At 38.1% G+C, this 19,833-nt stretch carries 10 protein-coding genes; all 10 read right to left on the minus strand.

All coding sequences use genetic code 11. From position 1 onward, the window contains the following. Positions 1-20 precede the first annotated feature (20 nt). The gene (locus B160_RS29725; RefSeq protein WP_018629590.1) at positions 21-1,241 is read right to left on the minus strand and encodes a FecR family protein; all 1,221 of its coding nucleotides are present in this window, start codon (positions 1,239-1,241) and stop codon (positions 21-23) included. A gap of 89 nt (positions 1,242-1,330) precedes the next feature. Next, positions 1,331-1,936: an RNA polymerase sigma factor gene (locus B160_RS0119405; protein WP_018629591.1), complete on the minus strand. Its 606-nt coding sequence runs from the start codon at positions 1,934-1,936 to the stop codon at positions 1,331-1,333. Between the two features lie 69 nt (positions 1,937-2,005). Then, positions 2,006-2,929 (minus strand): heparin lyase I family protein, encoded by a 924-nt coding sequence (locus tag B160_RS0119410; protein ID WP_018629592.1) that lies wholly within the window; start codon positions 2,927-2,929, stop codon positions 2,006-2,008. Between the two features lie 12 nt (positions 2,930-2,941). Continuing rightward, on the minus strand, positions 2,942-5,446 hold the full coding sequence (locus B160_RS0119415) for a glycosyl hydrolase 115 family protein (RefSeq protein WP_018629593.1): 2,505 nt from the start codon (positions 5,444-5,446) through the stop codon (positions 2,942-2,944). Then, positions 5,433-7,502, minus strand: coding sequence for an alpha-galactosidase (locus B160_RS0119420; RefSeq protein ID WP_018629594.1), 2,070 nt, complete (start codon positions 7,500-7,502; stop codon positions 5,433-5,435). Before B160_RS0119420 ends, B160_RS0119415 begins: the two co-directional genes overlap by 14 nt. Position 7,503: 1 nt before the next feature. After that, on the minus strand, positions 7,504-9,093 hold the full coding sequence (locus B160_RS0119425; RefSeq protein ID WP_018629596.1) for a RagB/SusD family nutrient uptake outer membrane protein: 1,590 nt from the start codon (positions 9,091-9,093) through the stop codon (positions 7,504-7,506). Positions 9,094-9,104: 11 nt separating this feature from the next. Continuing rightward, positions 9,105-12,272 carry a SusC/RagA family TonB-linked outer membrane protein gene (locus B160_RS0119430; protein ID WP_018629598.1) on the minus strand — a complete coding sequence of 1,056 codons (3,168 nt, stop codon included), beginning with the start codon at positions 12,270-12,272 and terminating at the stop codon, positions 9,105-9,107. 53 nt (positions 12,273-12,325) lie between these two features. Beyond that, complete coding sequence (locus B160_RS0119435) at positions 12,326-14,299, minus strand: sialate O-acetylesterase (protein ID WP_018629599.1); 1,974 nt, start codon at positions 14,297-14,299, stop codon at positions 12,326-12,328. Between the two features lie 31 nt (positions 14,300-14,330). Next, a complete protein-coding gene (locus tag B160_RS0119440) occupies positions 14,331-15,563 on the minus strand; it encodes a glycoside hydrolase family 88/105 protein (protein ID WP_018629600.1) in 1,233 nt (410 codons plus the stop codon). A 125-nt stretch (positions 15,564-15,688) separates the two neighbouring features. After that, a complete protein-coding gene (locus tag B160_RS0119445; RefSeq protein WP_018629601.1) occupies positions 15,689-19,726 on the minus strand; it encodes a two-component regulator propeller domain-containing protein in 4,038 nt (1,345 codons plus the stop codon). Positions 19,727-19,833 lie beyond the last annotated feature (107 nt).

Genomic DNA, 19,833 nt, shown 5'->3' on the forward strand with positions numbered 1-19,833 from the left:
TTATGTATATTCCTGAAATCTTAATTTATAATTAATTTTCGTCCCGCTAGTCTGCAATGGACTCCTAATTTTTTCAGGAAAATCATTAAGCCCTCCAATGTTACATCTTTGGTCATCTCCCCGCTTAGTTCGATAGCTGGCACTTGGTTTTCATAAACAACATCGATATTATACCAACGCTCTAATTGTCGCATGGCATCAGCAAACGAAACATCTTCAAAATTGAACATGCCGTTTTTCCATGCCAATACCTGTTCCATATTGGCAATAGGGCTTACTGTTAATTGCTGGTTTCTCGCCACTGCCAACTGACCTGGTTTAATATTTGCTTTTTGGTGTCTCTGATCAGTCACTGTTATTGATCCTTCTATTAAAGCAATCTTTACAGATGGCTCATTCTTATAAGCATTTATGTTGAAATGAGTCCCTAAAACTTCTGTGTTCGTGCCATTTGCTGACACCAAAAATTTTTTATGTACATCTTTGGCAACTTCAAAATAGGCTTCACCACTTAATGCTACTTTTCGTTCATTTCTGTTAAACAAGACCGGATAAGTGATGGAACTTCCCGAATTAAGCCAGATATGAGAACCATCGGAAAGAACAATGTCAACAACCCTACTACCAACCGGGTTAGTTAATGTATTGTATTGCAGGCTCTCTGAAATTTCTCCGGTTGCATTCTGGTAAGCTAAGCGACCATTATCCAGCTTTGTCAACTTCGCGTTTCCCTGATGTATCAATTGCCCGCTTTTCAGGCTATCCAGAGATATCGCCCTCCCATCAGCCAACGTAACAACCGCATAACTCTTTTGAGGCGCAGTCAATTCATTAGACTTAACAGAAATATTTTGTGATTTTTTATAGGAGACAGTGTAATAAAAATAAGCGCTATAGCTGAACAACAAGATAATTAATACGGCAGCTGCAACGGGCCATCTCTTCATAAAAAGAATTTTACGGGAAGAAGTCATATTAACCGTTTTTCGGATACCGGCTGCATGCTGCTTCATAACTGCTTCTATCTTTCGAAAAACCCGATCCTGGGATTGTTCCTGCTCTCTATATTGAAAAGACAGCAACATTCGTTTAAGTTGCTCATCGTCGTTAATCTTATCAAAAAACGCACGGTGTTGCACTGATTCAGCCAACCATACTTTTAGCTCCCGCCTTTCGCTGCCTGATAAATCTCCTGATAAATGTTTTAGAAGTATGTCCGATATTTTGTTTAAGTCCTTCATTCCTTAATACAACGATCCTATTTCAAAAACGTACTAAAGAATTCAGTGCTTTTGTAAAATTTATACCTAATAATCAAAATATCGGGTAATTACGCATCAAATAGGCGCTCCATCAATACGATTAAAAGCACCAGTGATGGTTCATTGGACAGGGCGGATTTTATTATCCTCAAGGCGGTTACCTTTTGATTCTTTACTGTTTGAACATTCAGCCCCAATTTTTTTGCAATTGCTGCAGGCTTTAAACCTTCCTGATAGGAAAGAAGGAATATCTCTCTCATTTTCGGAGGCAGTCTTTCAATCTGAGAAAATATTTTTTTAACTAATTCAACCTGCAGATCTTCCATTGAAAAATCACCGACCTCTGTTTCGCTTAGCTGATTCAATAACTGCCGATGATGCTCCGTTCTTATCTGTTGTTGTTTTAAAAGATCAAAACACTGGTTACGTATTGCAACATGCAAAAATGCTTTGACAGAATCTATTGTATCAAAATATTGCCGTCGCTTCCATACTTTTAAATAAGCTTCCGAAAGAATATCTTCCACATCCTGGGGGTCTGAAATAAACCTGCGACCAAACCAATAAAGGCGCTCATAACATTGACGAAAAATATGCTCAAATGCTTTCGCATCACCCGACTTAAACCGCTGGATGAACTCTTTTGTTTCATATAATGAAATCGCTTCAACCAAGATAGTTACATAAATACTGCTAAAAAATATAATTCATTAAATCAAAGCAATTAGTAAATGGGGTATATACTATTTCTTTTTAAAATCGCTGAGATACTTCGTAATGCTTTCAAAATTTGCCGTTCTGTCGCCGACTGATATTTCATCAATATATAATACTCTCTTTTTTATACCAGAATCAGAAGGGCATTTCCATGGCCATTTGTAAATTCCAATATCAAGATCTGTTCTTTCAGAGCAATTATACCCTATCCTTATTTCCTGTTTATCGACAATTTTCCGATATCCGGCCCCGTCATTTATCCAAGCTTGTAAAAAACCATCAGGGGTTAACGGAGAAAATTTAACATGGAAAACCCAATCTATCCATTTTCCCTTCTCTGCTTTACCCGACCACGCTTTCATTGTACCGATAGCAGATCTTTCAGATACGTCTGCCACATGGGGATCGATATCTGAAAATCTATAAATAATATCAAAAGTGTCATTCTGCGAATAAATAGCAAGCATTGGCGAAACTGCAATATCATTATGCATTTGAAAAATCAATTCAGGTACAGCATCAGTTTCCCATTTATCATCTCCTTCATTTGACAAATAACAGCTAAAACTTACCCATCTTTCCTCTTTGGCCTTTTGGAGTTGTATGCCAGCTGGCAGCAAATTATATCTGAACATCGCTTTATGCCCCACACCGCCATTTGAAACATCCAGGGTCAGTTTACCAGAATGCTTACCCCTTCTATATTTTTCAGCGTTTATTTCTGTATATGCATTAGCTTTAAGTTGAGGTAGAGTACATCTTTGGGGATTGGTTTCACCAACCCTAATATAAGGTTTCCACTGATAAAAGGAATCATTCGTTTGATTCCCCTTCACCTCCAGGCCATTTTCAAAATTCAAATGAGTAATATTCTGGGCATACAGATTATCGGCTCTTCTGCAAAAAGCAAGTAAGATAAAAAAAGCGAAAAATAAGCGTCCCTTGTCCATAATGCTTACTTGTCATTTAAGTGGATGCAAACTCATATTACTAAAAACAAATCCGGGAGAAGTAAAATATATCTTTATTGAATTTACACTTTTGTTTCTAAAAAATTTACTTTGTGTTTTTGCGCTTATATACCCTTGCAATACATTTTTATCCCAGGCGGGCGTATCAGCCTCTACTTTCAGGTCAACCCATTTAGCCGGTTCATTATTTACAGATATAGCATACCCCATATCACAGCCCTCGTACAACGGGAAGACAGGCAATGCTCTAATTTGAATCATATAATCATCTTCTGTTAACCCTGATATTTTATATTCAATAAATGGCAATTGCGTAATATCTTTTGGTACATCCTCCGTCACAGGTAATACTGTCAACCCCACACCTGCAATACCAAGCCCTTTTACTGTTGATATTTTCATACCCCGCCTATTAGTAACATAAAATTGAGAGGGTGATACTTTTAAAACCTCGTCTTTTGGTGTAGTTGGCTCTTTTTGCAGCGTTTTTATATCTTTAGCCGATGCTATCTTCGGCATTTTAAAAACTTCCTGCTCGCGGGGATGCCAACTCATCATCCCATCCCATTTGCCTGCCGATATTTCTTTATTATAAACATTAGTTATTCTTTGAATTTCTTTAAATGCTTTCTTTGACCGGTCAGAATAATTTAAAGCCGAAGAATCCCCTTTATTTGCATAAAGCCAACTAAGTTTTGCACATAAAACTTTTTCATTCATAAGCATAGCACCTGTAACAGGATATTCTATTAGCTGAAAAAATGCCGCCCTTAATGTCTCCGGTATTTTTGATTTTATTTTATAAACCTTTGCAAATAATTGCTTGTATGCCTGGAGCCGGAGTTGCATCTCAGATTCAGAGAAATTAATATCAAGTATATGTTCTGGCTTTCCGGATGCCGCTAAATGATAATATTCATTTTTAATGGTCGCTATTTCAGTTGCCAGATTTTCTCCAAAAGTTTCTTTGGCCCAACTATATGTGTAACCAAAAGCCTTTTCAGTTGGCCAGGCATTTATATTCCACGCCAGGTCCAATGCGAACTGTAATTCCGCTTCCGCTGGCTTAATATCTCCAACATTAAATATCCATAATTTGTCTGCTCCCAATTGATAGGCTTTAGTCATTTCATTTGAAATCAAAACAGGGGAAATACTGGACAACCACAAATAATCTTTCGGTCTTCCCCAATAAGAAAGATGATAATAAACACCGCTGCCTCCTTTTCTACCTCTTTCTTCGCGATCTGATAGCTGCCGGATATAACCATGATTATCATCAGACCAAACGATAGTAATATCTTCGGGAAGTTTTAAACCTTCCTGGTAAATATCCAATACTTCTTTATAAGGGCAAAAAATTTGAGGAACCTGAATCCCTTTGTTATACCTGTTTAATAAATATCGCTGATCGGTAATTATCTTTTCAAGAAGTATTTTTTTTAATTCAATAGAATCGGGGCCGGGCATACTCCCATCATGTATGCCACGCATCCCAACGGTATAAACCGCTTCATTCCCTGAAGCTTGCTTTACTCTATCCTCCCAATATGTATAAATTTCTCTGCTGTTGACATCATATCTCCACGCTCCAGGTTTCTTTCCATACTCTTTTTCAAAATTCTCGGACCATTCAAATACATTATTTCTTAGCATTGGTTCACAATGACTGGCACCAAGAATTATACTATAATCTTTCGCTATTTCCGCATTCCGCTTATAATACCAAAAAGCTTTAGTTGATGGATGCATGGCTGGCCAGATATAATTTGCTTTTAACCGCAGTAACAGCTCAAATACTTTTGCATAAGTATTAGGACCAATATCCTGTATGTCCGTATCCATTTTCCTTGCGGCCCATGGTTGTAACCCCCAGTCTTCATCATTTAAAAAAACACCTCGGTATTTAACAGACGGACTTTCACCGATATGCTGCCCTGCTTTAAAATAAAGCTTACTTCGTTTTTGAGGAACGACATCGGCCCACCAAACTAACGGAGAAACACCTATCCGACGGGATAACTCAAATAGTCCGAAGGCTAGTCCTCTTTTATCACTACCACAAATCACCAATGCCTTTTTGACTCCCTTGAACGGTCTATCGACCAAACATATTGTAAACGTCTCCCATTTACCTGTTAGGTCCCGAAATAAACCGTTCTCGCTTTGTATTTTTTTAATAAAATCTGACTGATCAACGGTACCTGCAATGATCATCAAATCCGTTGGTGGATCTTTTTGACTTCTTAATAATGGTTTATAACCGGTTACGGACTCGATATCCTTAGCAAATAGCCCGGCTACAATATGAACGACTTTCTCTTCCTTCTCATCAACATATACAGGGGCCACCTTACTACCATCTGCTAAAGGAAAAGCTCCCGGCAAATTGGCATTAATAATAATGCTATCTTTTATTATAGTATTGGGAGCAGCAAACAAAGGTTGCAGACAAGACAGGAAACAACTAAATAGTATGGCTTTACTGAACTTCATATTTATATAACGCGTAAGAATTGGATTGGGGAAGTGCAAAAGAAATGCTTCCCCCTTCACCTGCAGTTGCGGCAAAAGACTTCCCGCTTCCCAAAACTGAAATAAATTTAACTCGGGCACCTTTCTTCAACCATGTATTCATTATACATTTACCCTGTTTGTTATTCTCCCGATAAACTATAATATATCCCTTTTTGTCATTGTCCGACTGGAAGCCTGTCCAACTTACTCCGTCCGGTTCAGCTCCAATAGGAAATATGTTACCTGCATGAATATCTGATTGTAATTCCCTGTATTTTTTAACAGTAGGGGCAATCCCAAATGCATCTTCCGGCAAACCGGATGCTTCAAACCAGGCCAGGGGTTGCGCCATCATAGTTATGGCAAACAGGTATTCAAAAGACATTTTTCCGGGGGCAAGGTCATCATCGTCAGGATACTTGTCTTTATTTCTGTAATTATTCAAGAACTCTATCTGCAGATTTTGAGGCGGAACATACCGGGACAACATCCACAGATTACGCAATGTCCAATAAGGATAATAATTTCCGTAATCCGTATAACGATTCTCTAAAAATATGTTACCATATTCATTGAAGTAATGATAGCCGTATCTTTTACCTGCAGTAACATCCAAATTAAAGGCTGCCTGTTTTTTTGTTACAGCCATTACGGTATCCAACATTTTCCTGAGATTGGTCTCACAGTTCTTATTACTTACCTGTACGCCGTCTATTTTAAATGTCCTGATACCATAGCTCTTATTTAATTTTATAAGGGCGGCTGCATCTTTTCGCCAATCGGCATAGTTATCTTCTTTACTTGGGTTAAACCACAAACACACTTCAATACCGGCTTTTCTACCTGCTTCAACAACTTTATGTAACCCGTTTGGGAACTTATCTTTATCCGGCTCCCAGTAGTCAGGATTGCTCCAAATATTTTTAAAGCTCCCGCCGGCAAAAGCAGAATTTCCTGATTTGCCCGACTGCCAGCCATCATCGATCTGGAAGTGGGTAATGCCCAGTTTTTTTCCTGCTTCGATCTCTTGCAATGCAAAAGCCTCATTTACACTTTTATCCTGATTTCTATCCCCCCAGGTGTTCAGCAAAATCATATCATCCCGCCGGGGTAAATGTGTGCGAAGTTTCTTCTGATATATTCGCAACGCAGACAGTTGGCTATACTCATCTTTCATAGATACGCCAACTGCATATCCATAACATTTAGTCCATACATCCGGTTTGATTTCTTTTGAATCAATTCCAACGCCAACCGTTTTTATTTCTCCTACACGAATCGAAAAGTCGAAGCCAGGATAATTTATTTGCGCTACTGAAGTGGGCGCCTCTTTTAATATAAATAAACTATTCGGACTATCCTGATTGGATATAAACAGCAGATTGCCTGACAATCGACTTTCTCCTCTATATGCTAATTGAGAGCGGGCATTTACTAAATTGTTATTTCTATCTGTGACATCAAAAAACTCGACAGCTTTTACGTTCCAGTTGTTGCCTGGCAAATTAAGCCGGTTGAGCATAGAAGTAGCAATTTCTCCATCAGCAATAGCAGCCTTAGTTTCAATATTACGCAACTCTCCCTGGTTCGTAATATTGGTTTCCCAACTGCGCGACACTTTCCCTTTCAAATACAGATCAGAAGCAATCACCGGGCAATTTGGATAAATTCTTAATACGCGCTTTAATGAAAACCCGCCCAAAGAAACAGTAACCTCTGCTCTTAAAAAGGATGGAGAAACAGGCGTTGCCAGTTGTTTGGTTAGTACAAGTTTACCGGCGTCAGGTTTTTGCTCTCCAATAAAGAACTGATCCGGTTGCGTGTTCTTTAGCTTCCAGGTGTAATCAGCACTTTTATCAGTTATTGAAACACTTATTAAGTAGCCATTGTTCCACAAATATTTGTAACAAACTTTTTCATTTTCCACGCGAAGTGTATCGTTAACAAGTATAACACTGCAACCGTCAAGCTCTTTCTGAGCTAAAGACGCAGCACTAACCAAATTCAGGATCAACATAAATAAAACCCTGTTCATGCTACCAATTGGGATTTTGCCCGCCAAAATCTTTATTCAAAGAAAGTTCTGATTGGGGTATGGGAAGCAATAAATGTCTTTCGGAAGCTGCAGAAAAACGCGAAGCCACAATTACTTTTCCAGGCCATGCCGGGCCTGATGTTACGCCATTTTGATTTACATCTGTAACCTCATCAGCCATAACCTGGAGAAAAATACCCCAGCGCATCAAATCCATCTTCCTTATACCCTCGAACGCTAATTCTTTAAACCTTTCATTCTGTACAAGCGTCAGAAAATCTGCTTTGCTGGTACCAGCAGGCACATCTACCGATACATTGGGGGTATTTACATCGACTCCTACCGCTCTGCGTCTTACCCTATTTAGAGCTTCGAGCGCCTCCTGATTGGGAGCCCCATTCACTTCGTTGCTTGCTTCAGCGTACATCAACAGCACATCGGCATAACGCAACAGAGGAAAATTAGTAGAGCCCAAATATTGCGCCTTTGGTGTTAGCGTTTGATAATCTCTCCTATATTTGGCTATATACCTCCACTTGTTATTTGAAGGATAATTACTGGTACTGGTACCTCTGTTTCCTACGTAGGTGTAAGTAGAAATAATCCAATCTCGCCTTAAATCATCGTTCGAAAAGGCATTATAAAATTTTGCCGTAGATAAAACCAAACCCTGCATATATCCAACGGGATTAAGATCTGCATTATTCACACCAAAAGCCGATACATAATTTTCAGCTTCATTTACAGAAGTGCCAATATTGTTTCCCGAAAACTCAGCTTCCCAAATACTTTCTTTTATATCATACTTATCCTGTAAGTAATTAATAAAAATTTGCTTATAGTCTGGATTTAAAGAATGCAGATTCGATTTGATTAACTTATCTGACCATTGCAACGAAAGTTCATATTTTGAAGGATCGTTTAACCTTCCGGCCGCATGCAGGCATACTTTTGCAAGAATACCCCTTACTGCCGATTTAGATACCCGACCACCAAAATTGTACTCTGTTATATCTTTTACCAAACCCTCAGCTGTAGTCATATCGGCGATGATCTGGTCGTAAATTTCTGCTGCCGGAAATTTTTTTGTGGAAATTTCAGATAAGGATCCGGCGGGCGCTAACTTTAGCGGAACATCGCCCCAGTTCGTAACTAAAATAAAATAATAGTAGGCTCTCAAAAATAACGCCTGTCCTCTTATGACTTCTTTTGAAGCTTGTGAAGCATCTGCTTTATCAATATTAGCGAGCAATAAATTAGCCCTTTCAATCCCCTGATAGCAGCTTGTCCAACATGCCAGAACAATAGGGTCTGCAGCATCGTGATTATAAAAGCAGGGCAATACGCCGGTGCTGGCTCTATTGAATCCCTCATCTGTAGTGATTGACAATTCAAAAGAAAGATTGCGCCTGTAAAGACCGCTCGCTCCCAATATATCATAGACGCCTGTCAAAGCAGTATTCAAATCAGATTCTGTTTTATAATATGTTTCCGGAGCTATGAAATCTTCGGGTTCTGTATTTAGAAATTTGGAACAGGATTGGGTTAAAAAGCCAACAAGTATGGTTGATATAATTAATATTTTTTTCATAATAAAATTGATTAAAAAGTTAAGTTTAAACCCAATACAATCGTTTTGGGACGTGGATATGCTGAAAAATCAAACCCCTGAACGATAGCCGAACTAAAAGTTGATACTTCAGGGTCAGAACCGGAGTATTTAGTCCAGGTCAGCAGATTCTGAGCAGACGCATATATCCTTAGCTTTTTAAATCTTATTTTGCTAATAAGTTCATAAGGAAGGTTATAACCAAAAGAAATTGTTTTCAATCTCAGATAGGAGCCATCTTCAAGCGTCCTGGTAGAATAAACCCTTGGCCCGCCCAAAGCTGTAGCATAATACATATTATTCTGGTTTTCAGGAGTCCACCGATTCGAATAGGTGTCATACATGTTTAAACCAACAGTGCCTATAAGACCTTCCAGCATCAGGCGGTTTGTATTCATTATATCATTCCCGTAAGAAAATTGTAAGAAAACATTGAGGTCAAAATTTTTGTAGTTAAAATTGTTGCTAAAGCCCCCGATAAATTTTGGATTAGGATTGCCGATCACTGTTCTGTCAGCATCATTTACTATTAAATCGCCATTAAGATCTTTATACTTTATGTGTCCTGGCTTAACAGCCGATGCCGCAATATTAGGAACGTCTGGTTTAAGCGTATAAACGCCGGGAGAAGTTTCATTAAAATCTGCATATTGGTAATTCCCTTCCCAAATGTACCCATAAAACATACCTATCGGTTGTCCAATTTGTGTAATATAAGTAGGCGCACCGTTGTATCGGGTATCAAAACTTACAGTGGTTAAATAAGAATCCTGATTATCAGTTAAAGCCAGGACTTTATTCCGGTTAAACGAAATATTGAAATTAGTTTCCCATTTGAATGATTTAGATACGATATTCTGTGTATTGAATGTCAACTCCAATCCTTTATTCTCCACCGAACCGATATTTCTATAGGCACTCCTATACCCGAAAGAAGGGGGTAATTGTGCCTGTAATAAAAGATCATCCGTTCTTTTCCTATACACCTCAGCAGTCATAGCCAGCCTTCCTTTAAAAAAGCTAAGATCTAACCCCAGATTTAGCTCTTTAGATGTCTCCCATTTCAAATCAGGATTACCTATCTCAGAAGGAATAATTCCCTTAGAAGGAGGGTTTTCATTATTAAAGCCGTAACTGTTAACAATAGGAAGAGAGAGGGCGCTCAGATAGGCGAAATCAGAAACCCTGTTATTGCCGATTGTACCATAACTCACCCTCAATTTCGCATCGGAAATAGTTGCACTATTCTTCAGGAATGCTTCCTTAGAAATATTCCATGAAAAAGCGGCTGAAGGGAAATAGCCCCACCTGTTGCCTCCGGCTCTAAATTTTGAGGAACCATCTGCCCGAAAAGAAGCAGTTAAATAGTAACGTTCTTTATAATTATAATCTAACCGGCTAAGAAAAGATTGCAAACGGCTTTTTGAGTTTGCTGCGGTTATCGAAAAAGGAATACCTTCATCCAGGCCACTTAAACCCAAACTTTCATTAGGAACCTGGATAGCTCCTCCTCCAAATCTATGAAGCATCGTAGATTGAAGAGTGTACCCGGCAAGGGCATTTAGATTGTGCGCCTGATTGAATGATTTACTGTATGTAAGTGTATTTTCATTTGTAAAATAGTCCAGATTGGTATAAGTGATAGAGCCGTTTACTCCATTAGCGCCCGCTGCTGTTAGCGGGCTTCCGGATCTTGTTTGAGAATTATTAAAAATATCATATTCAAGAACGCTCTTTTGATAAACCCCGGTGGCTTTAAAAATCAAACCACGCAAAATATTGTACTGAAGATAGGTATTTGCTGAAAAGACAGTATTAATTCTATCCCTAAGTTCATTTTGAGCGCTTAATACAGGGTTCCAGCGAAAATCTGTAGGCAGATCAACACCGCCTTCAATAAGATCAGTTAAATTATCAGTCCCATTCGTAGGCCTGCGAGACCAGATGTTATACATTAAAGAATTTGAACTGGCCACTGCGGTGGGAGTTCCATAACTTTTAGTAGAACTATAATTAATATTAACGCCGGTTTTAAAGGACTTGCTGATAATTTGATCAATCGCCGCACGCCCCTGGTATCTTTTCACTCCTGAATATATAATTATACCGTCTGATGAAGAGAGGGACCCCGAAAGAGAATATTTGGTATTATTCGCCCCTCCCCGCACAGAAACGGCATGATTCTGCATCGGAGCTGTTTGATACATCAAATCTTCCCAATTTATTGTGGGTTCATTACGGTAATCTTCCAGCGTTTTTCCATTAGTTAAATAAATGCCCGAAGCGTATGCAGAATCAATCTCCAGCTGATATTTTACAAACTCATAGGAATTCATGGTAGCTACTCTTTGAATGACCTTTTGGGCGCCGGTATAGAAATCGTAATTCACTACCGGTGCGCCCGACTTACCTTTCTTCGTAGTAATTATTATAACGCCGTTTGCACCTCTCGATCCATAAATAGCAGCTGAAGAGGCGTCCTTTAAAACTTGTATGGACTCTATTTCTTCAGGATTTATTGCATTATTATCCGGATTTTCAATTGGGAAACCATCGATTACATATAAAGGAGCATTTTCTTGCGTGATAGAGCTTTGTCCACGTATAACGATATTGGGCGCACTTCCCGGCTGCCCATCCGGTGACGTCACCTGAACCCCGGCAACACGCCCCCCTAATGCATCTTCAAATGAAATAACCGGGGCTTTCATCATATCTTTCATATTAACCGTTCCTACAGATCCGGTAAGATCCTTTCGTCGTACTTCTCCATATCCTATTACCACCACTTCATCTAGTTTGTTTATTTTCCTGTCTAAGATGACATTCAGTTTAGTTCTTCCTTCTAATTTGACTTCCTGCTCTATAAACTGGACTCCCGAAAAAATCAAAACGGCATTAACCGAACCGACGGAAATTTTAAAATTTCCATTAACATCTGATACCCCTTTTTGCTGCGTTCCCTTTTCAGAGACGGTGACCAATGCGACAGGTTGATGATCCGGATCTAAAACGGTACCCGAAACCGTAATATCCTGCGACAATGCTTTTAAGTAACATTGTAACAGGAAGAGAAGGGTCAGCGAAAAAAATCTCATAAAAGATATTAGCCGCCATTTTTTAAAAAATGAATAAACAAGCATTCGTAATTCCTGGTTCATAATTGTATTTGTTTTGGATTATTTTATATGGTAATAAATACAGTAATTGGTTATTAATTTCCACCCGTTATTCCCCGCCAGTCATCCGTTCGAAAAGGCGAGGCTAGCATACCATCCTTGTTTGTCAGATTCGCTCCTGAAGGATTTTGTGCCCATGCATACCTTACGGCAACAGGATGAGCAATCGTTTCATTCCAAACGATCAATTTACCATTTGCTATTTTTGTTTTGGCCCATTTAAAAATTTTATCATCACCAGCGATAGAAAACTGGTTTAATACCTTTTCAGAGGGCAGTAATTTTTCATTAAAAGTGATTTCGATCTCTTTGCCAACAATTTTCATTGATTTATATCTGAGACCAGCAGCATCAGCGTGAAGATTGCTATAAATCAAATTCTCAGCTAATAAAAATAATCTCTCACCAACATCCTTTTTGTTCGAAGGATGAATATCATTCCACTCTCCAATATCATATGTTATAGCCATTGCTGTATTGGACAGCTCTAACGCCATTGCCTGGGCCTCTCTAAGCTCTGCCCAATTGTTTTCTTCGGGTTCCGAAGGTGCGCGGCCTATATTGGGTAGCTGAACAAATAAGAAAGGAAGATCTCCTTGTTGCCACTTTTTCCGCCAATCTTTTATCATTACTTTAAACAGTTTTTGATATTGATGCGCCTGTGCTACATTAGCTTCGCCCTGATACCAAATAACCCCTTTAATGCTCATCGGTAATAAAGGAGCTATCATCGCATTATACAACACGGTAGGCTTCCGGCTAAAAGAGGTGATACTTTCCCGGGGAAACGGCAACGATTTGTAGCCTACTTTATAATACCAGGTTCCACTAAGATCAATAGATTGACCGTCAATAATGAATTTGTAATCTTTTCCATTCAAAAAACCTCCTTTCCCTTCCATGTCGACAATGCGTATCACTATCGTGTTTAAACCAGGCTTCAACATACCGGGCTCTATTTTATATCGCCTTGCCATATATTTACTGGTAGTAAAACCAACTCTCTGCCCGTTTAAATAAGTTGAATCCTGATCATCAATGAGGCCCAATAATAAAAGCCCATTTTTTGACGCTATATTTTCAGGAACATAAAATTGTCGATAATACCAGACTACTCCATCCAAATCCTTTACTCCAGCGTCTTCCCAATATCCAGGTACTTTAATTGAATCCCATGCTTTATAATTTGTTTGATCATCCTGCCATTTTAGTGAAGAAGTAGTACCGCGATCGTTTATTTTAATATTTCGAAACCAGTCAGCAGTTATCAGGCTATCTTTTAATTTTATTGCATTGACCGTTATCGGATTTTCCAGCGAATCATTTATAGCTAATAAGTCCGGGAATTCCTTCAGCGCCTCTTTACTAATCCAGGATTCTATTGGAGTGCCGCCAACGCTACTTAAAATAATCCCTATAGGTATTTGATACTTTTCATATAAGGCCCTGCCAAAGAAATAAGCAACAGCCGAAAAGTTCATAAGGTTATGAGGATTTGCAGGCCTCCACTTTTGTTTTGATTGCATGTCATCCAAAATGACAAAACTCCATGTTGAGTTTACTGCAAACTGGCGTATCCTATTATTAGTACTGTTAGAAATTTCCTCAGCGTACCTGTCTTCTACGCGATTCATTCTGAATTCCATATTCGATTGGCCAGAACATACATATACATCTCCGAAAAGAATATCCTTTAAAACAATACTATTATATCCTGAAACAGTTATTTCATATGGCCCCCCAGCTTTTGTGGGTGGAAGTTCAATACGCCACTTTCTATCTTTCGTAGTGATTGACTCATAACGTTGTCCTTTAAAAGTAACTACGACTTTCTCATTAGGTTCAGCCCAACCCCATATATTTACCGGCTTATCTCTTTGCAAAACCATACTGCTACCAAGTATTTCAGGCAATCTTACATTTGCAGCAACGTGTACACTTACCAATAAAAATAGCATACAATGAATCGCTGAAAACAATACTTTAATATCTGTTTTTTCTAATATCATATAGCAATTGTATTTATTGTGGTTCTTTTATTTATTCTAACAATCTTTTCAATTTTACTATCTCGATACCAGCAAGTATTACAGGCCCAAGACCATGAATATCATTGAATGGTGTAGGTCTGTCATAATAATATTTCAGACTTGTATTGGTTCCTGTACCTTTTGATATATTTTTCACCTTCCCATCCGGAGTAATCATAGTTTTAATCCCTTCCCACCCGGACAAGGCCAGGTCGGCGTACATCTTATTGAGCCACCCTTTATTGATTCCCAGAGCAACGGCATAAGTGAACATGGCCGTAGCTGAAGTTTCTAAGAAAGAGTCGCTTTTGTTCAATATCTGGTGCCATAATCCCGACTTGCCTTGGTATTTAGACAACCCGATAATTTGCCTGGTATAATTTTTAATAAGAGAATCTTTGCCCGGATAATTGTCTGGAAGTAAAGAAAGTAATTCAGATTGGGCTAAAAGGCACCACCCATTGGCGCGTCCCCAAAATGCCGGGCCGTTTTCACAAACATTGTCATAATAGCAATGAAAAAAAAGCTCATCTTTAGGTGAATACAGGTGCTTTGTAAACAGGGCAACCTGTTGTATGCAAAAATCAAAATACTTGTTATCGTTAGCCAGTACAGCATACCTTGCCATAAATGGTACACTCATGTATAAATCATCGAGCCACACAGTTTTATTCTGTGGCCATGTTCTTGCCAACGTGCCATCAGAAAGACGATATTCATCTTTGTAGATGTAGTCGGCAGTTTTATCGATATAAGCTCGAAAATCACTTCTGGGATGATTCCTGTATATATCTAAGAGATCTGCACCCATTGCGCCACAATCATCCAACAACTCATGCTTAAAAAATTGCTCCATACCCTTTAGTTGCCCTTTAAGGGTCATTTCCTTCATTATGGCAGCATGGTCAAAGGCAAAAGAAACATTTTTATATGCATAATTAGCATAGCACTGCTCTTTGGTGAGCAAAGACAATTGCTGCATGGCAATCCCCAATACGCCATTCCAGTACCGCCACTCGTTGTAAGGATTAGTGAGGTAAACTCCGCTAAGGGCTTTGGTTAAATCATTAACAATTTTGCCAGATTCTTTATGCTTAAACTTAAATGTAGTTTCCTCAATAATACCATCAGCCATCTTTTTAATAACTTGTTCATCTGAAATTTGCGAAAAACTGCGGAGGGGAATGATAAAAAATAAAATGATTGTCGGAAGCAATGAGAAAATCTTAGAGTTACACTTCATATGCCTTATCGTTATTAAAGGCAAATGTCTGTCACTTCATCATCAAAGACTTTATCTCTTTTCTCAAATAGTATAACTAATGTCTCAATTTAGGTGGAAGCAAATTCTAATTAATTTAAAATCAATTATTTATTCTTTTCCGTATACTCGGTAGGTGTGACTCCGTAAATTTCTTTAAAGCATTTAGCAAAATAAGATGGTGAGGTAAATCCTACCTCATAACAGATTTCTGATATGTTCAGTTTACGCTCAAGAATGAGCCTGGCGGCATTTCTAATGCGAACGATGCGTATAAACTCCTTAACCGTTTGATTGCTCAAAGCCTTAAATTTTCGATACAGTTGCGCCCTGCTTACATTTAGGTTTTTGGCTAAAAAATCAATTCCTATTTCAGGATCTGATAAGTTTTCTTCAATTAGTGAAATTGCCTTTTCAATAAATTCATCATGAACTGTATCCTTATCTTCCTCCTGCTGAGGATCAGGTTGGCTCATTTTAGCACTCCACACATCTCTTAACCGCCTCCTGGTCATAATCAGGTTATGACTTTTTGCTAATAAAAGCTCTAGTTCAAATGGTTTATAGATGTACTCATCTGCACCTGTTTTAGTGCCGGTAATATTATCAGAAACGGTCGCTTTAGCAGTAAGGAGTATAACAGGTATATGAGCAGTGAGCGAATTGGATTTCAACCGATGACAAAGATTCAAACCACTAACTTTCGGCATCATAATATCGGAAATAACAAGATCAGGAAGCAGCTCTTCTATTAATTCCAAGCCACTTTTTCCATCTTTTGCCCCATAGACTTTGTATTTATCTTTTAAACTATCCATTAAAAACTCCCGCAAATCGTAATTGTCTTCAACAATTACAACAATAGGTTTTTCGGCAGGAGCATACTCTTTTGTTTCAGGGATTTTTGAGGAAGTTTCGGCAGACGATTCAATTATTTCGTTCTTCGGGTTATACTTATAAGCGCCTGAATGTTTTTTAGGTAGCTTAATAGTAAAGCAGGTGCCAATTTCATCAGTGCTGGCTACAGCAATATCACCTTCATGTAATAGTACAAGTTCTCTGGTTAAGGCTAAACCGATGCCCACGCCCTTTTGAAAGGAGTAATTACCCGTATCAGCTGTATAATATCGTGTAAAAATATTTTTCTGTTCTGTTTCTGGAATGACTTTGCCGTTATCTATTACATCAATTACAATGTAATCATCCATTCCTGTAATATTAACTTCTATCCGGCCCCCATTATCGGTAAAATTTACAGCATTGGATAAAAGATTGAAAATTATATTTTCGACTTTTTGCTTATCAAATTGCATGAATATTTCGGAGTGAGTAGAATGGAATACAAAATGAATTTGTCTGTCTTTAAAAAATTCATCATATGAGGTACACACATTTTTTACCCAGGAAACTATATCGGAATATTCAGGATTAAAGGAAACATTTCCAGACTCTAACTCTTTAAAATTCATCAATTCACCAATCAGCCGATACAATCGATCAGCATTTCTATACATAACTTTATGAATCTTGTTATATGCGGTATTGGGTTTCTCTTCTTTAATAATTTTACTAAGGGGCGATAGGATAAGCGTTAAAGGCGTACGAAAATCGTGAGAAATATTGGTAAAAAACCTCAGTTTAGATCGGTTAACTTCATTAATAATTTCCTGCTGATTTTTTTCGTAAGCAAGTTGTTTTCTATAGGCGCTTCTTCCCATAACAATTTTATATATTCCCCAGGCCAAGGCTGCCAAAAAAACAAGGTAAATTAGGTAAGCCCACCATGTATTCCATGGAGCGGGTTTTATGACGATACGAACACTTACAGGTTCACTCCACTTATCGTAATGGTTGGAGGCCATGATCTCGAATTCATACCGCCCTGACAAAAGTTTTGCAAAAGTCACACTTCTCTCTGTGGCTCCTGTCTCTATCCAATCATTACTAAATCCTTTTAACCTGTATTTAAACCTATTGTATCTTGGTGACGCAAAATGTAACGCTGCAAATCTGAAACCAAATGTATTTTCATCATACTTTAATATAATCTCAGACTTATTGGACAAACTGGAATCAAGCAATACCCTGCCATTTACTTGTTTTCCAATATCTACGGGTTTATTAAAAAGTAAAAAGTCTGTTATCTTTACGGCAGCAGGATATTCATCGTCAACAACCTTAGTTGGATCAAAGTAACTGATTCCGGATATCGTTCCAAAGTATAAAATGCCATTACTGTCTTTTAGAAATGCATTATGCCTGAATTCATTGTTAGATAAGCCATCTTCTCTATAGTAGTTCGTGATTTTGAAATCTTTACTGCCTATTCGGTTAAGTCCATAACTTGTGCTTACCCAAAGATCCCTGTGGTTATCCTGTACAATTCCAAGAACAATATTATCACTTAACCCCTGTGTTTCAGTAAATCTTCTGAATCTAAAAACCCCGGATGAGTCTCCAAGAAATAAATTTACTCCTCCGCCTGCTGTTCCTACCCATACTCTTCCATCCACGTCTCTCAAAATATTATTGATTTTGTTTGACCCTATTGAATAATTATCCTTTTGGTTGTAAAATATCTTTTTGATTTTACCCGTACTTAAATCCAAAAGGTTCAGTCCGTTTTTGGTTCCTATCCATAATTTATTATCTTCTCCAATCTGTATACAGAGGATTTCATTAGAACTGATTGTGCTGTTTTCAGCGCCATCAGTTGAGTATCTTATTACACGGGCAGGCACTTTTGTTTCTTTGTCAAAGAAAACCCTGAACAATCCATCGCTATTAGTTCCTATCCAAATATCATCTTTACCCGTCTCCAGAAAACACGACCCGGCAACATTCGACAGGCCAAAACGCTTACTGAGAAAATCACCCATATCATATAATTCCTTACCAGCCCTGTCTATATTTAAAATTCCTTTTTTGCTGTTAACAGAACCAATCCAATAGGAATCATTTTTTGCATGATAGGCGCTTAGCACTGACAGGCCGCCTCTAAGCACCTTAAATGTTTTTTCACAAGGTTTTGACAAGCAGTTTGTATGATAAAGTCCTGCAACAGCAGAACCTAAAATAAAACCACCCTTGTTATCAATCATAATTGCTTTAATATTATTAACCCCGGAACCTGTATAATCCTGTTTCTGAAATTTAAATCCTGAAAAATTAGTATGATTTGTGTTACATATATTAATACCCGAAAAAGAGGTTCCTACAAACAGTATTCCAGTCCTGTTAATGAGTAATGATGTGATACTATTGCTGCTAAGTGAGTTGGGATCATTGACTTCATTTATAAAAAGCGTAAATAAGTTAAAATTTTTATCAAATCTGAACAGACCGGACTGGGTCCCGATCCATATATTCTGTTTTAAATCAACAGCCAGGCAATTTACTACCGTGTTTTTTAAAGCGCCAATCTCATTAACCGTGTTTTCTGAATAAACAAATGCACCTCTATCTGTTCCGATTAACCACTTTCCGGCAAAAAATCTGATGAATCTTACTCCAGTATTAACAAGTGCCGGAAACTTCGTATCAAAACGGCTATATGCACCGGTATTTGTATTAAGAACTCCCAGCCCTTCCGTACTTACTATCCATAATTCTGCGTCACTTTTTAACTGGATATCCCTGACTCTACTTTTTACAGCGGTCTTGACAGGAAAAAACTTTCCATTAGTATATCGAATTAGTCCGGCATTGGTCCCAAACCAAAGACCCTGCCGTTTATCCTCAGCAATACAATAAATATGTCGCTCTCTTTCCGGAATCGAAGAAAAGTAGTCGTAGTGTACGAATTGATCTTTTGAAGGAATATATTTAAAGACTCCGCTATTTTGGGTACCTATCCAGATATCTGAAGATTTACTTTGGTAAAGCGACTGAATTTCATTGGTTGGTATGGACGAAGTATCTGAAGGATTTCTCTTAAATACTTTAAAAGTTTCCCCATCAAACCTATTTAGCCCATTCGTTGTAGCTATCCATATGAAGTCGTTAGCATCTTGAATAATAGCACTAACACTGTTTTTAGACAAACCGTCATTAGAATTTATTCTCTTGAAAAAAACATCTGCGCCTTGGCTATAAACCAAATTTGAAAGCAATAAGACAGTGATAAAAGTGAGCGCTTTATGCAAGATTTACATTTTTAGGTTTTTAAAAATACTTTATAATTACAAAAGTTAGCAAAAACGAAAAATCTTTACATATCAAATGATAACAATCTGATCAGGTTATTAAGATA

It is taken from the genome of Niabella aurantiaca DSM 17617 (assembly GCF_000374125.1).
GTDB lineage: Bacteria > Bacteroidota > Bacteroidia > Chitinophagales > Chitinophagaceae > Niabella > Niabella aurantiaca.

What these genes read in the sequence shown, in the direction of transcription:
- B160_RS29725 (WP_018629590.1), bottom strand. Translation starts at nt 1,241, where the DNA reads ATGAAGGACTTAAACAAAATATCGGACATACTTCTAAAACATTTATCA.
- B160_RS0119410 (WP_018629592.1), bottom strand. Translation starts at nt 2,929, where the DNA reads ATGGACAAGGGACGCTTATTTTTCGCTTTTTTTATCTTACTTGCTTTT.
- B160_RS0119415 (WP_018629593.1), bottom strand. Translation starts at nt 5,446, where the DNA reads ATGAAGTTCAGTAAAGCCATACTATTTAGTTGTTTCCTGTCTTGTCTG.
- B160_RS0119420 (WP_018629594.1), bottom strand. Translation starts at nt 7,502, where the DNA reads ATGAACAGGGTTTTATTTATGTTGATCCTGAATTTGGTTAGTGCTGCG.
- B160_RS0119425 (WP_018629596.1), bottom strand. Translation starts at nt 9,093, where the DNA reads ATGAAAAAAATATTAATTATATCAACCATACTTGTTGGCTTTTTAACC.
- B160_RS0119430 (WP_018629598.1), bottom strand. Translation starts at nt 12,272, where the DNA reads ATGAACCAGGAATTACGAATGCTTGTTTATTCATTTTTTAAAAAATGG.
- B160_RS0119435 (WP_018629599.1), bottom strand. Translation starts at nt 14,299, where the DNA reads ATGATATTAGAAAAAACAGATATTAAAGTATTGTTTTCAGCGATTCAT.
- B160_RS0119440 (WP_018629600.1), bottom strand. Translation starts at nt 15,563, where the DNA reads ATGAAGTGTAACTCTAAGATTTTCTCATTGCTTCCGACAATCATTTTA.